Here is an 18,747-nt window from a genome sequence, read left to right as displayed (position 1 = left end):
GGGTAAATTTCATCAAATTTACGAGCCTCTACCTATCAATTTTTCTTTCGACTTTCGACATTAGGACTCAAACCGCTTAAAAATAACGCAAGCATTTACATCACCAAAACCAAAACTTGCTTTTGCAATGATATTGGGTTGGTAGGCTATAGTTTCTCTCGGTATTTTCGTAGGATGCACGATAGCCTCAATTTCAGGGTTTAAATCGTCACAATTCGTATTTTTAAAAACAAGCCCTTCTTTAAATTGAAGAATACTGGCTACCGCTTCAATACTCCCTGCTGCTGCTAAACAATGTCCGACTGTTCCTTTAAATGAATTCATATAAGGAAAATCAAGCTGTTCGCGTTCCAAAGCTTTACTCCAATTCTCAATTTCTAATCCGTCTTTACTCGTGGCCGTTAAATGTCCGTTGACCACATCAATATCATTTTTGGTAATTTGCGCATCTGCGACGGCCTCGGTAATGCAACGTTGCACAGCTTCACTATTAGGTGCTGTCATGGTACCTTCACCACGTTGACCTCCACTATTTATAGCACCGCCCAGTACTTCGGCATAAATGGTAGCTCCTCTGTCTAAAGCACTTTGCAAAGATTCTAAGACCAGAGCTCCAGCTCCACTTCCCGGTACAAAGCCACAAGCAGATGCACTCATAGGCCTGCTTGCCTGCGTGGGATTGTCATTATAGGCCCTCGGTAAAATGCGCATGGCATCAAAACCACCCCATACATACGGACCACTGTCACTACAGCTACCGGTTAATATTCTGGTAGCTTTTCCGTGTTTAATGCGCTCATAAGCCATTAAAATACCTTCAGTACCTGTAGTGCAGGCCGAAGAATTTGTCGTCACTTGATTTCCACAGCCTAAGATACCCCCCAAATAAGCGCTTATACCGCTCGCCATGGTTTGCATCACCGAGGTACTTCCTAGTCGGCGTGTATTTTTGGCATCAATTAAATGTATAGCCTCCCGAAACTGATCTACCCCTAAAATTCCGGTACCAAATATAATTCCGTTTTCCCATGCGGGTTGTGCTTTATTTTCTATAGGTAACTGCGCATCTTTCCAAGCATCAACACCGGCAATAACGCCATACATAATGCCTGTAGCCTTCAGTCCACGCAATTGTAAGGGTGTAAAATAGTGTGCTAATAATTCTTTGGTAATTGCAGGCTCCCCTCCTATTTGACAGCCGAATTCTAAAGCTGCCAAGTTTTCATGAAAGCGAATGCCACTGATTCCGTTTTTCAACGCATGAGTAAAACTAGCAATATCTACCCCATTTGGAGCGCAAATACCCAATCCGGTTATCACAACGCGATTATTCATTTTCTGTAGCTTTAAACATACCTGATATCGTACCTTTGCATACTAACTTATGCTCGGCGTTATACATCTTGACGAAGCATTTTAATTTTTGAAAACGGAAATATTTTTTCTCTGAAATCACTCGGACTTCCTCATTGGGAAAAACAGGTAAATAGAATTCCATTTCTGAGCTTGTTAAGGCAATTTTAATTTTTGTATTATCTAAAGTATTACTTGAAATAAGTAAGTGTATTCCCAAGCAAACCAAACCAATTTGAGCACAACATTCTGTTAACAAAACCCCAGGTGTTACCGGGTAATTTTTAAAATGGCCTTTGTAATAGTCGGCATCTTTAAGAAAAGTATAAGAACCTTCAACGCTATTTTCATCTACATGACGTAGTTGGTCTACAAATAAAAACGGACTAGAATAGGGCAAATGTTGTAGGATATGTAGATACTTCATATTAGCGTAAACTTTCACCCCCATCTACTTTTACAATAGTTCCTGTAATCCATTTGGCTTCGTCTCTAGTAAGCAAATACACTACATTGGCAATATCTTCGGGTTGCGTTAATCGTTTATTCGGATTTCTTTTTATGGCATTTTCCTTGATGAGCTCACTTCCAGGAATCATTTTAAAAGACGCCGTTTCTGTTACTCCGGCTTGAATGCAATTGGCTTTTATTCCGATAGGAGCAAATTCTAAAGCCATGTTTCTTATAATCGCTTCTAGGGCGACTTTTGCAGCTGATACAGCGGCATAATTCGGAATTGCTTTCGTATTTCCTTCGCTTGTAAACGCAATAATCCGCGTATCCTCTGCTAATAAATTTTGCTGCACTAAGCTGTTCGTCCAATCGTACACACTGATCGCCATAGCTTCTAAGGTCAATTGAAAATCTTGATGCGCTAATGTTTTTTCAGTAGTTGAAAACATTGGTTTTAGGTTTCCTTTGGCAATACTATGTACTAAAACATCAATCTTATCGGTACCCATCCATGTTTTAATATCGTTAATAATTTCAGCTCTTTTCACGGCATTGGTCGCATCTATATTGTAACTTTTTAAAAGAACTCCGTTTTCTTTTATGGCTTCAAAGGCTTTATCAATCTCAGCTAATTCACTGCGCCGATCGCGATGAATAAGGATGCAATTAAATTGATGTTGCGCTAATTTCTTAGCAGTAGCTAAGCCTAAACCACTACTACCCCCAAGAATTAAAGTCCATTTATTTTTTAACATGTTATTTACGTATTGTGTACAAAGTATTAAGAATGAATACCAATATTTAGTTCAAGTTTACACTACGACTTTGCTCAGTGCGAGAGTTCAAGTTCAAAAACACCAAATTTATAAATTTTTAAATCAAATACTTATGAGGTTTGCCTATTCCTATTATTCATGGCAAACAATTTTAACATTAAAAAAACTACCATTCTAATAAAACCCGCTGCGCAGAAAAACCAGGTCCAAAACTTAACATGATCCCTTGCGCACCTTTTTCAAGATTTCTATCTAAAAATCGCTCTAATACATATAGCACCGTAACACTACTCATATTGCCGTACAAGCGAAGTACCTCTCGGGTATCATCGATGTTTTTTCCTAAAGCGCCAAACAGCTCTTCTACGGTTTGTACAATTTTGCGTCCGCCTGGATGAAAAATTAAATGCTCCACTTTTTCAATACTGCTGTGGTGTTTTGCTAAAAAAGGGTGTATAATTTTTGGAAAATGCTCCGCTATCGTAGCAGGTACGGCAGGATCTAAAATCATTTTTAGTCCTTCATTAGTTAAATCGAAACCCATCATTTGAGTAGCGTCTTTAAAATGATACATGCCCTCACCAATGATTTTAGGGCCCGTTGCATCTTCTTCGGAAGATAATAATACACAGGCAGCACCATCACCGAAAATGGCAGCACTTACCATATTTGCCATGGAGTAATCCTCTAACTGGAAGGTGGCAGTGGGACTCTCGACTGCAATCACGGCAGCCCTTTTGTTGGGATTCGCTTTTAAAAAATTCTTTGCGTAGATGATGCCCGATACACCTGCGGCACAACCCATCTCTGTTACAGGAAGCCTAACAATATCCTCTCGTAAATCTAAGTCATTAATGATGTAGGCATCTAAAGACGGAATCATGATTCCTGTACAACTCACCGTGATGATGTAATCTATAGAGTCTGCCTTCCAATTCGATTTTTTCAGGGCATTTTTTAAAACCTGAACGCCTAACTTTTTAACTTCGCGCGCATAAATGGCGTTCTTTTCCTCGAAAGAGCTTGCCGTAAAAACTTCTTCGGGTTTCATAATACTAAATCGCTTATCTACAGCAGCACCTTCAAATATTTTTAATACTTTTCGTCGAAATCGCTCGTCTTGATTCTGAAGCCAAAATTCGACTAGGGGTAAAATAGCTGCTGTTTCACGACTGTATTCAGGCAGTTGTTTGGCAACGGTTACAATTTTTACGTCATTCATGCATTTTCTTTTATGAGATTCGGTTTTAAAATCCAAACGTATCTAAAGGCCCATTTCCAAGCTATGGTATGGGTGGTACCCTGTATTTTTTCGGAATAGCCCTGTAGTTCTTTTTTAATAAAAGCCCTACGGATAGAAATTAAACCATCAATTTTTGCAATTTTTGTTTTGATAAAAATACTACTAAAGAAGTGAAAAAGATAGTACGCTAGCCGACTTCTTTGTAAATCATTGATAACGACGGCATACCGAGCAAGTTGGGTAAACTTTTTTAAAAATACCAGCACTTGTTCATCTGTAAAATGATGCATGGTGAGGGTATTTATTAAAATATCACAGTGAAAAGTATGGCTGTCAATTTTTAAAATGTCTTGATTTAAATACCTAATTTCTGGAAAATCTTTTGACATTTCTTGCGCAATGTGTAGGGCGTTTGTATTTAAATCGATGCCAATAAAGTTTCCTTTGATCTTTTGGCTTCTAAAATAAGCAGCAACTTCACGAAGCATATTCCCATCGCCGCAGCCCATATCTACAATAGTGTATTGTTCTTGTGGGTGGTCTTGAAGTATCTTTTTTAAAGCATTAATGGTAATGGCATTACCGCCTAAAAGTTGATTTACACGATTAATATCTTGAAAAACGGCTTTTAAGGAAGCAATGGGCTCATCAAAACTATCCATTAATTCTGGCTGGTAACTTCTTTTGGAAAGATCTCTTAGCATTTTATCGGTTTTCCATGGGTTTGTTTAATTAAAAAACGCAGTAGGTTGGGTGATTTAGAAACAATCCCCATGACAAGGTTGGCAAGGGTATCATGGAGTAAAATCCATTGTAGTTTTCTGCCGATCCATAAGCGATAACCAAAGGCATTCTTCCATTGTTTTTTATAGGCTAATTCTAAGGCATCACGATCCATGGTGGGATCCTCAAAATACGAACACAGTAATTCACTAGCTATTTTTGCACTATGGATGGCCATAGCCATACCATTGCCGCAAAGTGGATGAATTAAACCTGCAGTATCCCCACACATCAATACATGATTGGTGACGGCTTGTTTTTTTTCAAATGATATTTGAGCGATGCTCAACGGTTGTTCAAACATTGGCGTAGCTTCTGTCAAGAAATTTTTTAAAAATGGATTTTCTGAAACTATCGAATGATTAAACCTTTCAATATCCTTAAGCTCTTTAAAAGTTTCATAATGAACTAAATAACAGAAATTAACGGCCCCAGTTTCGGTTTTAGATAAACCCCCATAACCTCCTTTAAAATTATGAAGTGCTACCACATTATCCTGAAAATTTGGATGCTGGTAATGCGCTTTTACGCCTAGCCATGACGACTTTTTTGCCATAAAATTACGTTGTAGCTTTTTATCTAAATTAGATCGTTTTCCGTAAGCACCGATCGCTGTTTTAGCATAAACCAAGCGGCCGGAATCGGTCTCAATTTCAAAGCTATCTTCTTTAAATACGACAGACCTAACCGCTTCAAAAACAAAAGTGACCTTTAAATCCACTGCTTTTTTATAGAGGATTTCATCCAAAGTAAAACGACTGATGCCAAATCCGCCTAAAGGCAGTTTTGTGGCGATAGCATTTCCTTTTTGGGTTGAAAAGTGTAAGGTGTCGATGTTAACGGCGTTTTCAATAGCGATATCTAGACGCTTTAAATAAGGAATAATTTCGTTGGAAACATACTCTCCACAAACTTTGTGATGTGGATAGGCCTGTTTTTCAAAAACGATAACACGTTTATTTTTCTGCGTTAAATGAATGGCAGCGGTGAGTCCGGCTAATCCACCACCAATAATACCTGTGTCATACATCATTTTAAAACATTGTTATCCCTTGAAGAACTTAGGCTTCTTGTGCTTGATCCCGTGCTGTTGCTACTATGGGATTAAATTTGCCTACTATCAAAAAACATACTTGTTCAGGACTTAAATTTTAAGTAGTATTTTTTTAAAGCTTTAATAAACTTCAGTCTTAATTAGCTTCAACATATAATAACTCCATCAAAATAAGCCTATAAAAAATACGTCAAAGATTTTTTTGAGAAAAATTTTTCTTAAAGTGAAGATACCTATTTATAAAAACAAATCCCAACATGAATGTTGGGATTTGTGTATTTATTTTTAAGAGTGTACTCTATTATTGTGTTTTTTGAATCGCCTCTTGTTTTAAATTTTCATCGGCAACAATGACCATCTCTACCCTACGATTTTTTGCCTTGCCTTCAGCAGTACTATTGTCTGATTTTGGTTGTGCTTCTCCGTACCACTTTGTGGTTAATCTACTGCTAGAAACTCCGTTTTTAACCAAATAATTAGTAACTGATTCTGCTCTTTGTTTGGATAAAGTCATGTTATAGGCATCTGCTCCTGCACTATCTGTATGTCCTTCTACTAAAATATTAGTATTTGGATATTCATTTAAAACTCCTATTAAGCGATCTAAAGTATTCGCTGAAGTACCTTTTACATCAGATTTATTGGTGTCAAAATACACCCCAGCATCTTCATTGAAAACAACATTGATCCCTTCACCAACTCTAGTTACTTCTGCTCCAGGTATTTCTTCCTCTATTCGCTGTGCTTGTTTATCCATTCGATTGCCAATATAGCCACCTGCAGCGCCACCAACTACAGCACCTATAATCGCGCCCAGAGCTGTATTGTTTCCACTTCCTACATTATTACCGATAATGCCACCAATTACAGCACCACCACCTGCGCCTATAGCTCCACCTTTTTGGGTGTTATTTGCATTTTTTACAGCGTTACATCCTACTACAAGACTTAAGGTCATGATGATTGTTGCTAATTTTACTCCTATATTTTTCATCCTTTATTTTATTTATTTTAGGCATCCAGCATTACGCTTTTGGCTTTTATTATTTTTATCCTTTGTTTTTACTTCTTTTGTACTTAAAAAGCATCACTTTTTAGAAAATTCATAAATCACTGACACTGGAGCGCCATTCGCAGTCACCTTTGATGCTAACACCATAGTTGATGCGTTCAGTGTATTTATGGTTAACCGATAACCAAATCCGCCAGAAATATCTTTTCTGTTTTCATCAATCATTTTAAATTGAAGTTCATTGGTACCATAATCATTGGTGATAATAGACCAGCGAATAAATCGATCCCCACTTTGGCACAAACTAGAGGGGGCTATGGTATAGCGACCTGTATTGTTGTTGTCTCTAAAAAACCAATTGCTGCCTTCGAAACAGATATCTTGCGCATCATTGAAAAGAACAGATTTGAATGTGCCAGGTTGATCGGCGAAACTTACATTATTCAAAATCCATGTACCACTGAGCAAATTACCTTGTTCTCTCGCCAATTTAGAGGCGCCACAACTGCTTAAAAATAGGCCTACGACTACACTTAAAATTAATACTTTCTTCATATGATTGTTGTTTATTTAATTGGATATACGTTCAAAACTTACTTTCGACTACGAAACGAATGTTAAAACGCTGTTAATACCGCGCAAGGTAAATATAAGGCAGCTGACTTTATGCTTTGATAAGGTAAATTTTTACTCCTATTGCTAATACGCCAACAGCTCTAGGAGTTCTTTTTCAAAGCGGCCTTTGGGCAGGTAATTATTTTCCAATTTTTTAGCAAACGGAATGGGTGTTTCTAAACTGGCTACGCGTTTTACAGGAGCATCTAAAAACTCAAAACAGTTTTCCATGACAAGTGCGGCTATATCACTCCCAATACTACCAAAAAGACTGTCTTCTTGAAGGATGAGCAATCGATTTGTTTTTTTAACGGAGCTATAGATAGCCTCCAAATCTAAAGGTTGTAGGGTTCTTAAATCAAGCAGGTCTGCTTTAATCGTTGGATGTTTGTCTAAAACTTCTAAAGCCCAATGAACGCCTGCTCCATACGATACAATAGTGATGTCGTCGCCTTCCCTAAGGCTGGCCGCTTTTCCAAACGGGATGGTGTAGTAGGCCTCTGGGACCTCTTGATATAAACTACGGTAAAGGGCTTTGTGTTCAAAAAACAATACAGGGTTGGGATCATTAATAGCCGTAATTAAAAGTCCCTTGGCATCATAAGGAAATGCAGGATATACAACTTTTAAACCTGGTGTTTTGGTAAACCAAGCTTCATTGGTTTGCGAGTGAAAAGGACCTGCTCCTACCCCTGCCCCACAAGGCATGCGAACCACCACATCGGCATTTTCATTCCATCGGTAGTGCGATTTTGCTAAATAATTGACTATTGGGTTAAATCCGCTACTCACAAAATCTGCAAATTGCATTTCAACCATAGCTTTCATCCCATTAATAGACAAACCCATAGCTGCAGAAACAATAGCAGATTCGCATATAGGCGTATTTCGGACCCTTTCCTTGCCAAAATCGAGAATAAAGGATTCTGTAATCTTGAAAACACCGCCGTAATCGGCAATGTCTTGTCCCATTAACACGAGGTTTTCATGTTTTTCCATCGACTGTTTTAATCCTTCCGAGATGGCATCAACAAACCGGATGTTTTTAGTCTTTGAAGTAGGTAAAATTTCTTCAAAGTTAAAAGGCTTATACACATCGTTCAACTCGATTTCAGTGGAACTAGAAACTTCTTCTTCAGAAAAGGCTAGCTGTAAATTCGCATCAATTTCGGTCTGAATTTCAGCCTTAAAGTTTTTTATATCGTTTTGAGTGATAAGATTTTCTTTTAATAGGTAGGCTTCGTAATTACGAATAGGATCTTTTTCCTCCCAAGTATCTAACAATTCTTGCGGCACATATTTTGTACCACTGGCTTCTTCATGGCCGCGCATCCTAAAGGTTTTAAATTCTAACAGCACAGGCCTAGGATTTTCTCTCAAATCAGTGCAAATAGCATTTATTTTAGTGTAGACTTCTAAAATATTATTACCATCAATAATATGCGATTCCATCCCGTAACCAATTCCTTTATCCGCTAGATTTTTACATTTAAACTGCTCATGGGTGGGTGTAGAAAGTCCGTACCCATTGTTCTCAATACAAAAAAGCACAGGCAAATTCCATACAGCAGCAAGGTTTAGCGCCTCGTGAAAATCACCCTCACTGGTGGCACCTTCACCCGTAAACACAGCAGTTACCTGTTTTCGCTGCTGTAATTTATCAGCCAAGGCTATACCGTCAGCAACCCCTAATTGCGGGCCTAAATGCGAGATCATGCCGATAATATTAAATTCTTGAGTGCCAAAATGAAAACTACGATCCCTACCTTTAGTAAAGCCACCTAATTTACCTTGCCATTGAGAAAATAAGCGGTGTAAGGGAATATTACGGCTGGTAAAAACACCTAAATTGCGGTGCATGGGTAAAATATATTCTGAGCTATGCAATGCTGCAGTTACGCCAACAGAAATAGCCTCTTGCCCTATGCCACTGAACCATTTTGATATTCTACCCTGCCGAAGAAGTATCAACATTTTCTCTTCAATCATTCTTGGTTTTAGCAGCTGTTGGTACAGCGCTAGTTTTTGATTGTCAGTAACAGCAAAGCTTTTGTACTCCATAGGTATTGAAAAATTAAACGCTAAATACTGGTATAAATGTAACAAAAAAACCTCCTAAAGAAAACATTCTTAACAATACTATTTTAACTTCTATATTTTAATTAAATTTGATTCAAAATTTGGTGATTATGAGTTATGTTCCGAGTGTTGATTTACAGGATTTTGTTTCTGGAGACCCAAAAAGAAAAGAAAAATTTATAAAAGAAATTGGCAGTGCTTTTGAAGACATAGGCTTTGTAGCCTTAAGTGGTCATTTTTTACCCCAGCAGTTGGTCGATGATTTATATGCTGAAATAAAAAACTTTTTTCAATTGCCTCAAGACGTAAAGGATAGTTATGAAATTGAAGGTATTGGCGGACAACGCGGGTATACCTCTTTTGGCAAAGAACATGCTAAAGGCAAAAAAGAAGGCGATTTAAAGGAGTTTTGGCATTTTGGACAATATGTAGAAAACGATGAAAAATTAGCCGAAGAATATCCCGATAATGTGCAAGTGAATGAATTGCCTGCTTTTAATACTATTGGAGAAGAAACCTATAAAATGCTCGAAAAAACAGCGAAGTATGTGCTGAGAGCTTTGGCCATACATCTAAATTTAGATGAAACGTATTTTGATGACTACATTAAAAATGGGAATTCTATTTTAAGACCTATTCACTATCCACCGATTACGAGTGAGCCTAAAAACGCAGTTCGCGCTGCTGCCCATGGCGATATTAATTTAATAACGTTATTAATGGGTGCTCACGGTAAAGGTTTACAAGTAAAAAATCATAATGACGAATGGATTGATGCGATTGCTCAACCTAACGAGTTAATGATTAATGTGGGTGATATGCTCTCGCGTTTAACGAACAATAAATTAAAATCAACGATTCATCAAGTGGTGAATCCGCCGCGAGAATTATGGGGAACGTCGCGCTATTCCGTTCCATTTTTTATGCATCCGGTAAGTGAAATGCCCTTAAATTGTTTAGCGAATTGTGTAGATGATAAGAATCCTAAATTATACGATGATATCACGGCTGGTGAGTTTTTAAACGAGCGTTTGATAGAACTTGGACTTATTAAAAAGTAAACAGTCAACAGTATTCAGTAATCAGTGATTTGTATTTCTGTTAACGGCTACTGCTTATTGCCTATTAGTATAAAACAATAATTACGCATAATGGACTTACAAGACCAGTTAAAAAATCTTTTTCCAGAACACAAATCCGAAACTACCGAAGAAAGTTCAGAAAGTAGTGAAACTAATCAAATTTGGATGCAAGATGACCCTATACTTTGCAAGTATGAAAAACGAAAAGGAAAACCAACGACCATTTTAGAGGGATATACTGGAGCTACTGAGGATTTTAAAAAATTAGCGAAAGAAATAAAAACAACCTTGAGTGTTGGAGGTAGTTTTAAAGATGATACGATTATTATTCAAGGCGATTACAGAGCCAAAATAATGACAATTTTAAAAGAAAAAGGTTTTAAAGTAAAACGAGTTGGTGGCTAAAATCTGTTAATTAACTTTTATAGTTGTTTATTTAATAGTATTTTTAATAGTCTAATTTTTTAATTTTCACGCACTATGAGTTCCCTACTTCACATAACAAACGGTGATGCGTTTACATCAAAATTAAAAAAACTAAAGCTTACAGGTGATATTATCACTTGGAGAGAAATGTTGTGTGAAGGAAAAACAGAAACAAATGTAGGAAGTGAATCTTTCTGGAAAACGCGATTCGAATTTCTGAACAAAAATTATAAAGTCTCAAAGGCCAGTTTTATTGAAAAAACCTTAAAAGAGTACCGCTCTTTATGCAACCATAAACAACAAGATCAAATAGTTTTGTGGTTTGAGTATGATTTATTTTGCCAAGTGAACCTTCTAGCGGTAATCAGTTGGTTAAAAATACACCGCAAATACGCCCAAATATATTTGGTATGCAGCGGAAAAGAAGATGATACTGATGTATTGTACGGACTTAATGAATTAAGTGACGAACATGTACTAAAACTCTACGAGACTAAAACGCTTTTGACTCAAGACGATATTGAATATGCTGATTATGTTTGGCAATTGTATTGCAGTGACAACCCGATTCGATTAGAAAATCTTTCAGATTTTAAAAATTTTAATTTTAACTATTTAGAGAGTACGATTCAAGCTCACCTGCACCGTTTTCCTTCTATTAAAAACGGATTAAATGAGATGGAAACTAATATTTTGCAGTTAGCTATGGATAAAAAACCAGGCTCCAAAGGTCAATTTTTAAGTGTATTGTTAAAAAACCAAGGAGTTTTAGGGTTTAGTGACAATCAATTTCATAATGCCATAAACCGATTGAAACCTTTATTTTCTTCCTTTAATCCCGTACGCTTAACACAAACTGGCAAAGCGATCTTAAAAGGCGAAACAAGTTATTATTCGTGTATGCAAGAAAATGATGTGTATTTAGGGGGTGCCCTTAAATATAATTTTCTTTTTAATACAGAATCTCAAAGAATTTTAAAATTATAGCATGCAATTAAAGCCTTCAGAGCTTATTTTAAATGCAGACCAAAGCATTTACCACCTTAATTTACTACCCCAAGATCTTGCAGATACCGTGATTACTGTTGGTGATCCTGATCGTGTTGCCCTTGTTTCAAATTATTTTGATACCATTGAAGTTAAAAAGGGGAAACGGGAGTTTATAACCCATACCGGGATGCTTCATGGAAAGCGAATATCTGTTATTTCTACCGGAATAGGTACTGATAATATTGATATAGTACTTAACGAGTTAGATGCTCTTGTGAATATAAATTTCAACAATAGAACAATCCACAAAGAAAAAAAGCAACTAGAAATTATAAGAATTGGTACCTCTGGTTCTATTCAGCCTGAGATTCCTATTAATTCTGTAATTATCAGTGAATACGCTATTGGCCTTGACAGTTTGTTGCGTTTTTACGATGCAAAACAGGTCATGCATTCCGAAATGGAAGCTGAATTTATAACACACACCAATTGGTCGAAGTACAAATCAACGCCATACATTGTTTCTTATGATCAACAATTGGCCTCAAAATTTGAAGGTTTACAGTTCTACAAGGGTTTTACAGCGACCAATGTTGGCTTTTATGGTCCCCAAGGAAGAGTTCTACGGTTAAAAACAGAAGATGATGGGCTCAATGATAAATTAGCTTCCTTTAGTTTTAATGGTTTAAAAATTACCAATCTTGAAATGGAGACTTCTGGTATCTATGGCCTTTCAAAATTATTGGGACATCGAGCAATTTCATTAAACGCTATCATTGCCAATAGAAGTACTGGCGAATTTTCAGAAAACCCCGCTGAATTAATAGATAAATTAATACAAAAAACTTTAAAAGCGCTTACCAAAGTATGAAAACAGTCCGTATTGTAGGGGTACCTGAGCATTTTAATTTTCCATGGCAGATGGCTATTGAAGAAGGTGCTTTTGAAGCGCGGGGCATTAATTTGGAATGGACAAATATTCCAGAAGGAACTGGTAAAATGAGCCAGATGCTGGCAAACGAAGAAACTGATTTAGCAATTATATTAACGGAGGGTATTGTAAAAAGTATTGTTGAAGGAAACCCCTCAAAAATAGTTCAAGAATATATCGCCTCACCCCTACTTTGGGGAATACATGTGGCTGCAACTAGTGATTATAAAACAGTAAGTGACTTAAAAAACGCCAAGGCTGCCATTAGCCGATTAGGAAGCGGGAGTCATTTAATGGCCTATGTTTTAGGCAAAAATGAACAATGGGATTTAGAAAAATTACAATTCGAAATAATTGATCACTTAGAGGGTGCGGTAAGCGCATTAACTCAAAGGAAAGCCGATTTTTTTATGTGGGAGCGTTTTACTACCAAACCCTTGGTAGATAAAGGCGTTTTTAGACGTTTAGCAGACTGCCCTACGCCATGGCCTTGTTTCGTGCTTGCTGCTACTAATAAATTTAGTAGCGAACAGGCTAGGGTTTTAGGGCATATTTTAGAAGTTATTAACGGGTATACGGCAGAGTTTAAAAATATTCCCAGTATCGATAGAACTTTAGCCAATACTTACGAACAAAAACTAGAAGATATCAAACAATGGATGTCTATCACCCAATGGAGTCAATCTAAACTATCCAAAGAGACCCTAGAGGCTGTTCAAAATACTTTAGTAGATTTAAAATTAATAGCTAAAAAACTACCTCCAGATGCTGTTCTTATTTAGAAAAAATATTCGCTAATTAATTGACTAAACTTTTCATCAGACATTGGTTTCTGATAGAATTTTTTCACATCTTCATTTTTACTAGCTTTTATGATGTCTTTTTCATCTTCACTTACTGTAGTCATCACCACAAAACACTGCTCTTTGATGGGTTGAGGCAGGTTTTTAAAGTGTTCTAAAAACGACCATCCACTCATGACAGGCATGTTGATGTCTAGTATAATTAAGCAAGGAAAAAAACCATTTTTAGTATTCGAAGTATTAATCACTTCTAGCGCTTCAGCCCCATTTAAGGTTTTATAAACATGGACATCAATATCTAATTTTTTTATAAAAATACTGTTGATAAAGTTGGTTGATTCATCATCATCCACTAATAATATAGATTTAACACTCATGGGCAACCAGGCTTAGTTAGTTCGACTGTAAATTTGTATTTTTTGGTTTGGTGTCTTTGGCTAAAATAAGAAATATAGCTAATTCGGCAAGTATACTACCTACATTTTTCGTGGAAAATTTATAATATAGGAGGTTTTAGTTAGGATGCCCACATGATTTCAGACCTGCCTAACTCCCTTAATTGCTCGTTTGTTTTACTAAAGTGCTTATTTCCAAACCAGTAGCCTCTATTAGCGCTGAGAGGAGAAGGGTGCCCAGAAACAAAAACCTTATGTTTATTGGTGTCAATTAATTTTATTTTATTCTTCGCAAATCCACCCCAAAGTAAAAATATAAGGTCTTGCTTTTCGTTAGACAAATGCTTTATAACAGCATCGGTAAAAACTTCCCAGCCTTTTTTTTGATGACTTCCAGCTTCACTTGAACGAACGGTTAAAGTGGCATTTAATAATAAAACGCCCTGTTTTGCCCAAGCCTCTAAGTTTCCACTTTTAGGATAAGCCGTACCGATATCCGTCGCTATTTCTTTAAAAATATTTTGCAAGGATGGTGGATGAGGTATGCCATCTTTTACGGAAAAACAGAGTCCATTTGCTTGGTTTGGCCCGTGATAAGGGTCTTGCCCAATGATGACTACTTTAGTGGCCTCAAAAGTACAATAGTTAAAAGCCGCAAAAATATCAGTGGCTTTAGGATAACAAACAAAGCTTGCATATTCCTTTTTTACAAAAGCTACTAAGGCTTCGAAATATGGTTTTGTAAACTCTTCCTTTAGTTGCTGTTTCCAACTGTCGTTAATGGCTAGCTGCATATTTTAGGGCTTTTCAGCTTCAAAAATAAACAATTTTGAAAGCTATTCAATTTACTTAGAAGCTTGTTGTTCTAGCAAATTGTTTTGAGCTACCCTATAGTTTAGCTTATTCACATACGACAATGCCAATCTATTTTTATAATCAGTAAAGGCTTTTGAGGCATATTCGATGGCCAAATCTAAATTTCCATCAATTTCGCTACTTATAGCCATGTTGTAATTTGCTCGTCCAAGAATTTTACGATTGCTACTCATTAACTCTAGCTCCCACAGTTCGGCTGCTCCGCTCCAATCGCCAGTAAGCGCTCTTCGTTGTGCTACTTTAAAATTATTGGTTCCGCTCACGAAATAATCCCTAGAAATTCGCACCTTATTGGGGACCAATCTTTTGGCATACGCTATACCTACATTTTTGCTGTACTGTTCAATGGTTTCATTTCTATTTTGTATAGTCTCCAATGCTTTTACAGGATTGATACCTTGACCCATAAAGGCCATATTTTTAGTGTAAAAACGTTCATCAATAACTAATTTCGTTTGCGGATCATAGATTCGCCAACCACAGTTTATCAGGGTGTTCAAGCTTAGTTTTTGAGCGGGTACATTTACTTTTACTCCCAAGTTATTTTTTAAGGGCATTGTAGCTACAGCGAGTGTTGCTTTTGTATCGGTATCAAAGTAGGCTAACGAGAAAATGAGATCTACGTTATTTTCTTCACAAATTTGTGCTATGATGTCCCACGATAAAATAGCTGGTAAAACACCCAATCCGCTTTTTATGTCTTCATTTGCTTCGATAATTTTAATTTCATCAAAATTTTTGAGCATTCCAACTTCCGAAGCGAACGAGGCAATAGCAGCTTCAGCTCCTTTTTTATCTAAATTAAGACCTTCTGCAGATAAAATTTGATCTATTTTATCCAAGGCACTATTGCCTTTAGACGGGGCACTTCTGTTTATTATACCAATACTTCTAACATCATCTGATATACTTACTATAGCAGGTTCAGTGATGCCCATGGTCATTTTTCTGGTGGAACCGCAGGCGACTAAAAGCGAAGTGATTCCTAGATAAAATAGTATTTTTATTTTCATTTTGGTTATTAATATTATGGTTTACAATGGCTTATAGCCTACTTATAAACCCCAAAAAAGATTTTTTATTGTTTTAAAAGTATACTTAAAGGCCTACATAATTAAAATTAACGGGACGTATTAAAGGGATACTAGCTTTCGCTAAAAACTCCGTATGAATAGCTATCTTTGTACGGCTATAAAAATTGGAATGAATAAGATTAACGAAAAAACATTAAAAGATTTAGAATTTTACACGGTTTTAAATCAAATTTCTGCCAGATGTACTACAGAATTGGGGAAAGAACAAGCCCTAGAAATAAGACCTTTAAGATCAAAGGAGCAAATTTTGATTCATTTGGGACAAACTTCAGAATATGTGGCTTCTTATACGAATGACAACCGGGTGCCCAACCATGGTTTTGATGCTATTCATCAAGAATTAAAACTATTAAAAATAGATAATGCAACGATAGAATTAAGTGGATTCAAAAAAATTGGGAGTCTTTGTACCACAGTCAATACACAAAAAAAGTTTTTAAAAAAATTTAAAGATTATTATCCTTTACTTTTTGAAGCTTCGGAAGCGGTAGAATTAAATTTGGCTATCCCAATGCATATCGATGCCGTAATTGACCGATTCGGAGAAATAAAAGATACAGCTTCTAACGATTTACGAATTATAAGACAAGAAATAAATATTGTTAAAGGTAAAATAAATCAAAGTTTTAGTCGCGCTTTATCGCTGTATCAAGCCTCAGAATTTCTAGACGAAATTCGCGAATCTGTGGTGGATAACCGTCGTGTTCTAGCAGTTAAAGCCATGTACCGCAAAAAGGTGAAAGGAGCTGTAATGGGTACTTCAAAAACGGGTAGTATTGTTTATATTGAGCCAGAGGCATCTTTACAATACAGTCGGCAATTAAATAATTTAGAGTTTGATGAGCGAGAAGAAATTCAACGTATTTTAAGGGAATTAACCTTACATATTAAACCTTTTACCCCAGAATTAGCATTATATCAAGAATTTTTAGCACACTTAGATATTACCGCGGCAAAGGCAAAATACGCTGGTGAAATGGAGGCCATTATGCCAGAAATTAGCGATAAGAACGAATTATTTCTTCGTGATGCCTATCATCCGCTGTTGTATTTGACGAACAAGCGAAAAAAAGAAAAAACGTTTCCACAGACCTTGTACTTGCATCCAGAAAATAGAATAATTGTCATCTCAGGACCTAATGCAGGTGGTAAAAGTATTACCTTAAAAACATTGGGTATTTTGCAGTTGATGCTTCAAAGTGGTTTGTTAATTCCTGTTCACGAACGTAGTAAAGTATGCTTGTTTGATAGAATCTTAACCGATATTGGTGATAATCAATCTATTGAAAATCATTTAAGTACCTATAGCTATCGCTTGAAGAACATGAATTATTTTTTGCGTAAATGCGATGATAAAACACTTTTTTTGATCGATGAATTTGGCACGGGTAGCGACCCTGAATTAGGAGGTGCATTGGCGGAGATTTTTTTAGAAGTTTTTTACGAAAGAGGTTCTTATGGGATCATCACTACCCACTACTCTAACTTAAAATTATTAGCCAATGAATTGCCTAACGCCACCAATGCTAATATGTTATTTGATGACAAAACATTAGAACCAACCTACCAATTGGTTTTGGGTCAAGCAGGAAGTTCTTTTACATTTGAAGTAGCACAAAAGAACGGAATTCCGTTTAGTTTAATTAACCGTGCTAAAAAGAAAATTGAGAAGGGTAAAGTGCGTTTTGATGCGACTATTGCCAAACTACAAAAAGAGCGGAGTTCTATGGAAAAAACCGGCTCAAAATTAAAAGAGGAAGAGTCAAAAGCAAGAAGTGAAGCCCAGCGTTTGGAAGAATTAAATGCAAGAACAAAAGTTAAATTAGAAAATTATCAGGAATTGTATGATGCCAATCAACGAATGATTTATTTGGGGAATAAGGTGAATGATGTGGCGTTGAAGTATTTTCAAGATAAAAAGAAACGCCCTTTAGTTTCTGAATTATTGCGTATTGTGGAGACTGAAAACAGCAAACGTCAAAAAAAATCGGTGCAACAGGTAAAAATAGAAAAGCAGAAAAAAGTTGCCGTTGAAAAAGAAGTTATTCAAAAGGTAGACGTAATTCGAGAGGAAAAGAAAAAAGAAAAAAAGGTAAAAGCCTTTGTTGAAAAAAACAAACCTAAACCTACCTTTAAACTCGGTGACCGAGTTCGAATGCTTGATGGTAAAGCGGTAGGTAGTATTGATAAGTTAGAAAAAAACAAGGCCATAGTGAATTATGGTGTTTTTACGACCAATGTGAGCATCCATCAGTTAGAATTGGTAGAGGCGAAAAAATAGGCCTAATAAGCATTTAATAGGGTACCCAATATGACAGCAACTAAAAAAATTATTTTATTCGATGGGGTTTGCAATCTTTGCAATAACGCTGTCCAATTTATTATTAAACGCGATACAACTGATCGCTATCGTTTTGCAGCCTTACAAAGTGAAATAGGTCAAAAAATGATTGCAGAACGCCATATTGATACAGCGCAGTTAGATTCCATTATTTTAATTGAACCTGGCGTGGCATACTATACACAATCTACTGCTGCCTTAAAAATAGGCAGATCTTTTGGAGGTTTTTGGTCAGTTTTAGCTGTTTTTGAGTGGATACCTGAGAAAATTCGAAATAGCATTTATGATTACATTGCGAAAAATCGCTATTCATGGTATGGTAAAAAAGACGCTTGTATGATTCCTACTCCAGAATTAAAATCAAAATTTTTATAAAAATAAAGAACACGAGTTCAACGAACTACTTCCCTAAGGCAACAGGCTCGTTTACGAATTGTTGGT

19 protein-coding genes are annotated in these 18,747 nt (G+C 36.4%); 7 read left to right on the top strand and 12 right to left on the bottom strand.

The window, feature by feature from the left end; genetic code table 11:
• Positions 1-60: 60 nt before the first annotated feature.
• The 9 genes from GQ45_RS02780 to GQ45_RS02740 form a co-directional block, all read right to left on the bottom strand.
• Positions 61-1,335, bottom strand: coding sequence for a beta-ketoacyl synthase (locus GQ45_RS02780; protein ID WP_047414905.1), 1,275 nt, complete (start codon positions 1,333-1,335; stop codon positions 61-63).
• Positions 1,328-1,780 carry a 3-hydroxyacyl-ACP dehydratase FabZ family protein gene (locus GQ45_RS02775; protein WP_047414903.1) on the bottom strand — a complete coding sequence of 151 codons (453 nt, stop codon included), beginning with the start codon at positions 1,778-1,780 and terminating at the stop codon, positions 1,328-1,330. The genes GQ45_RS02780 and GQ45_RS02775 overlap by 8 nt, the downstream gene beginning before the upstream one ends.
• Position 1,781: 1 nt before the next feature.
• Positions 1,782-2,561 carry an SDR family oxidoreductase gene (locus tag GQ45_RS02770; protein ID WP_047414902.1) on the bottom strand — a complete coding sequence of 260 codons (780 nt, stop codon included), beginning with the start codon at positions 2,559-2,561 and terminating at the stop codon, positions 1,782-1,784.
• Positions 2,562-2,748: 187 nt separating this feature from the next.
• Entirely contained in the window at positions 2,749-3,804 is a 1,056-nt protein-coding gene (locus GQ45_RS02765; RefSeq protein WP_047414900.1) for a type III polyketide synthase, read from the bottom strand.
• Positions 3,801-4,529, bottom strand: coding sequence for a methyltransferase domain-containing protein (locus tag GQ45_RS02760; RefSeq protein WP_047414899.1), 729 nt, complete (start codon positions 4,527-4,529; stop codon positions 3,801-3,803). Before GQ45_RS02760 ends, GQ45_RS02765 begins: the two co-directional genes overlap by 4 nt.
• Positions 4,523-5,641 carry an NAD(P)/FAD-dependent oxidoreductase gene (locus GQ45_RS02755; RefSeq protein WP_047414897.1) on the bottom strand — a complete coding sequence of 373 codons (1,119 nt, stop codon included), beginning with the start codon at positions 5,639-5,641 and terminating at the stop codon, positions 4,523-4,525. Before GQ45_RS02755 ends, GQ45_RS02760 begins: the two co-directional genes overlap by 7 nt.
• Positions 5,642-5,963: 322 nt before the next feature.
• Positions 5,964-6,656: an OmpA family protein gene (locus GQ45_RS02750; protein ID WP_047414895.1), complete on the bottom strand. Its 693-nt coding sequence runs from the start codon at positions 6,654-6,656 to the stop codon at positions 5,964-5,966.
• A 93-nt stretch (positions 6,657-6,749) separates the two neighbouring features.
• Complete coding sequence (locus tag GQ45_RS02745; protein ID WP_047414893.1) at positions 6,750-7,229, bottom strand: lipocalin family protein; 480 nt, start codon at positions 7,227-7,229, stop codon at positions 6,750-6,752.
• A gap of 144 nt (positions 7,230-7,373) precedes the next feature.
• Complete coding sequence (locus GQ45_RS02740) at positions 7,374-9,350, bottom strand: thiamine pyrophosphate-dependent enzyme (protein WP_047414891.1); 1,977 nt, start codon at positions 9,348-9,350, stop codon at positions 7,374-7,376.
• Positions 9,351-9,478: 128 nt separating this feature from the next.
• Between GQ45_RS02740 and GQ45_RS02735 the strand changes: the two genes are divergently transcribed.
• The 5 genes from GQ45_RS02735 to GQ45_RS02715 all read left to right on the top strand — a co-directional run bounded on the left by GQ45_RS02735 (position 9,479) and on the right by GQ45_RS02715 (position 13,579).
• The gene (locus tag GQ45_RS02735; RefSeq protein WP_047414889.1) at positions 9,479-10,429 is read left to right on the top strand and encodes an isopenicillin N synthase family oxygenase; all 951 of its coding nucleotides are present in this window, start codon (positions 9,479-9,481) and stop codon (positions 10,427-10,429) included.
• 90 nt (positions 10,430-10,519) lie between these two features.
• Positions 10,520-10,855 carry a translation initiation factor gene (locus GQ45_RS02730; protein ID WP_047414887.1) on the top strand — a complete coding sequence of 112 codons (336 nt, stop codon included), beginning with the start codon at positions 10,520-10,522 and terminating at the stop codon, positions 10,853-10,855.
• 75 nt (positions 10,856-10,930) lie between these two features.
• On the top strand, positions 10,931-11,863 hold the full coding sequence (locus GQ45_RS02725; RefSeq protein ID WP_047414886.1) for a DUF1835 domain-containing protein: 933 nt from the start codon (positions 10,931-10,933) through the stop codon (positions 11,861-11,863).
• A 1-nt stretch (position 11,864) separates the two neighbouring features.
• Positions 11,865-12,737: a nucleoside phosphorylase gene (locus GQ45_RS02720; RefSeq protein WP_047414884.1), complete on the top strand. Its 873-nt coding sequence runs from the start codon at positions 11,865-11,867 to the stop codon at positions 12,735-12,737.
• The gene (locus GQ45_RS02715; protein WP_047414882.1) at positions 12,734-13,579 is read left to right on the top strand and encodes a substrate-binding domain-containing protein; all 846 of its coding nucleotides are present in this window, start codon (positions 12,734-12,736) and stop codon (positions 13,577-13,579) included. Before GQ45_RS02720 ends, GQ45_RS02715 begins: the two co-directional genes overlap by 4 nt.
• Here the strand turns inward: GQ45_RS02715 and GQ45_RS02710 are convergent.
• The 3 genes from GQ45_RS02710 to GQ45_RS02700 all read right to left on the bottom strand — a co-directional run bounded on the left by GQ45_RS02710 (position 13,576) and on the right by GQ45_RS02700 (position 15,884).
• The gene (locus GQ45_RS02710; RefSeq protein ID WP_047414880.1) at positions 13,576-13,977 is read right to left on the bottom strand and encodes a response regulator; all 402 of its coding nucleotides are present in this window, start codon (positions 13,975-13,977) and stop codon (positions 13,576-13,578) included. The two genes, GQ45_RS02715 and GQ45_RS02710, sit on opposite strands and share 4 nt — an antisense overlap.
• Before the next feature lie 140 nt (positions 13,978-14,117).
• Positions 14,118-14,789 carry a uracil-DNA glycosylase gene (locus tag GQ45_RS02705; protein WP_047414878.1) on the bottom strand — a complete coding sequence of 224 codons (672 nt, stop codon included), beginning with the start codon at positions 14,787-14,789 and terminating at the stop codon, positions 14,118-14,120.
• A 51-nt stretch (positions 14,790-14,840) separates the two neighbouring features.
• Positions 14,841-15,884 (bottom strand): DUF6340 family protein, encoded by a 1,044-nt coding sequence (locus tag GQ45_RS02700; RefSeq protein WP_052188102.1) that lies wholly within the window; start codon positions 15,882-15,884, stop codon positions 14,841-14,843.
• 190 nt (positions 15,885-16,074) lie between these two features.
• Between GQ45_RS02700 and GQ45_RS02695 the strand changes: the two genes are divergently transcribed.
• Positions 16,075-18,246 carry a DNA mismatch repair protein MutS gene (locus tag GQ45_RS02695; protein ID WP_047414876.1) on the top strand — a complete coding sequence of 724 codons (2,172 nt, stop codon included), beginning with the start codon at positions 16,075-16,077 and terminating at the stop codon, positions 18,244-18,246.
• A 30-nt stretch (positions 18,247-18,276) separates the two neighbouring features.
• Complete coding sequence (locus tag GQ45_RS02690) at positions 18,277-18,681, top strand: thiol-disulfide oxidoreductase DCC family protein (protein ID WP_047414874.1); 405 nt, start codon at positions 18,277-18,279, stop codon at positions 18,679-18,681.
• Positions 18,682-18,747: the final 66 nt, after the last annotated feature.

Source organism: Cellulophaga sp. Hel_I_12 (assembly GCF_000799565.1).
GTDB lineage: Bacteria > Bacteroidota > Bacteroidia > Flavobacteriales > Flavobacteriaceae > Cellulophaga.
This window is presented reverse-complemented; position numbering and strand designations above follow the sequence as displayed.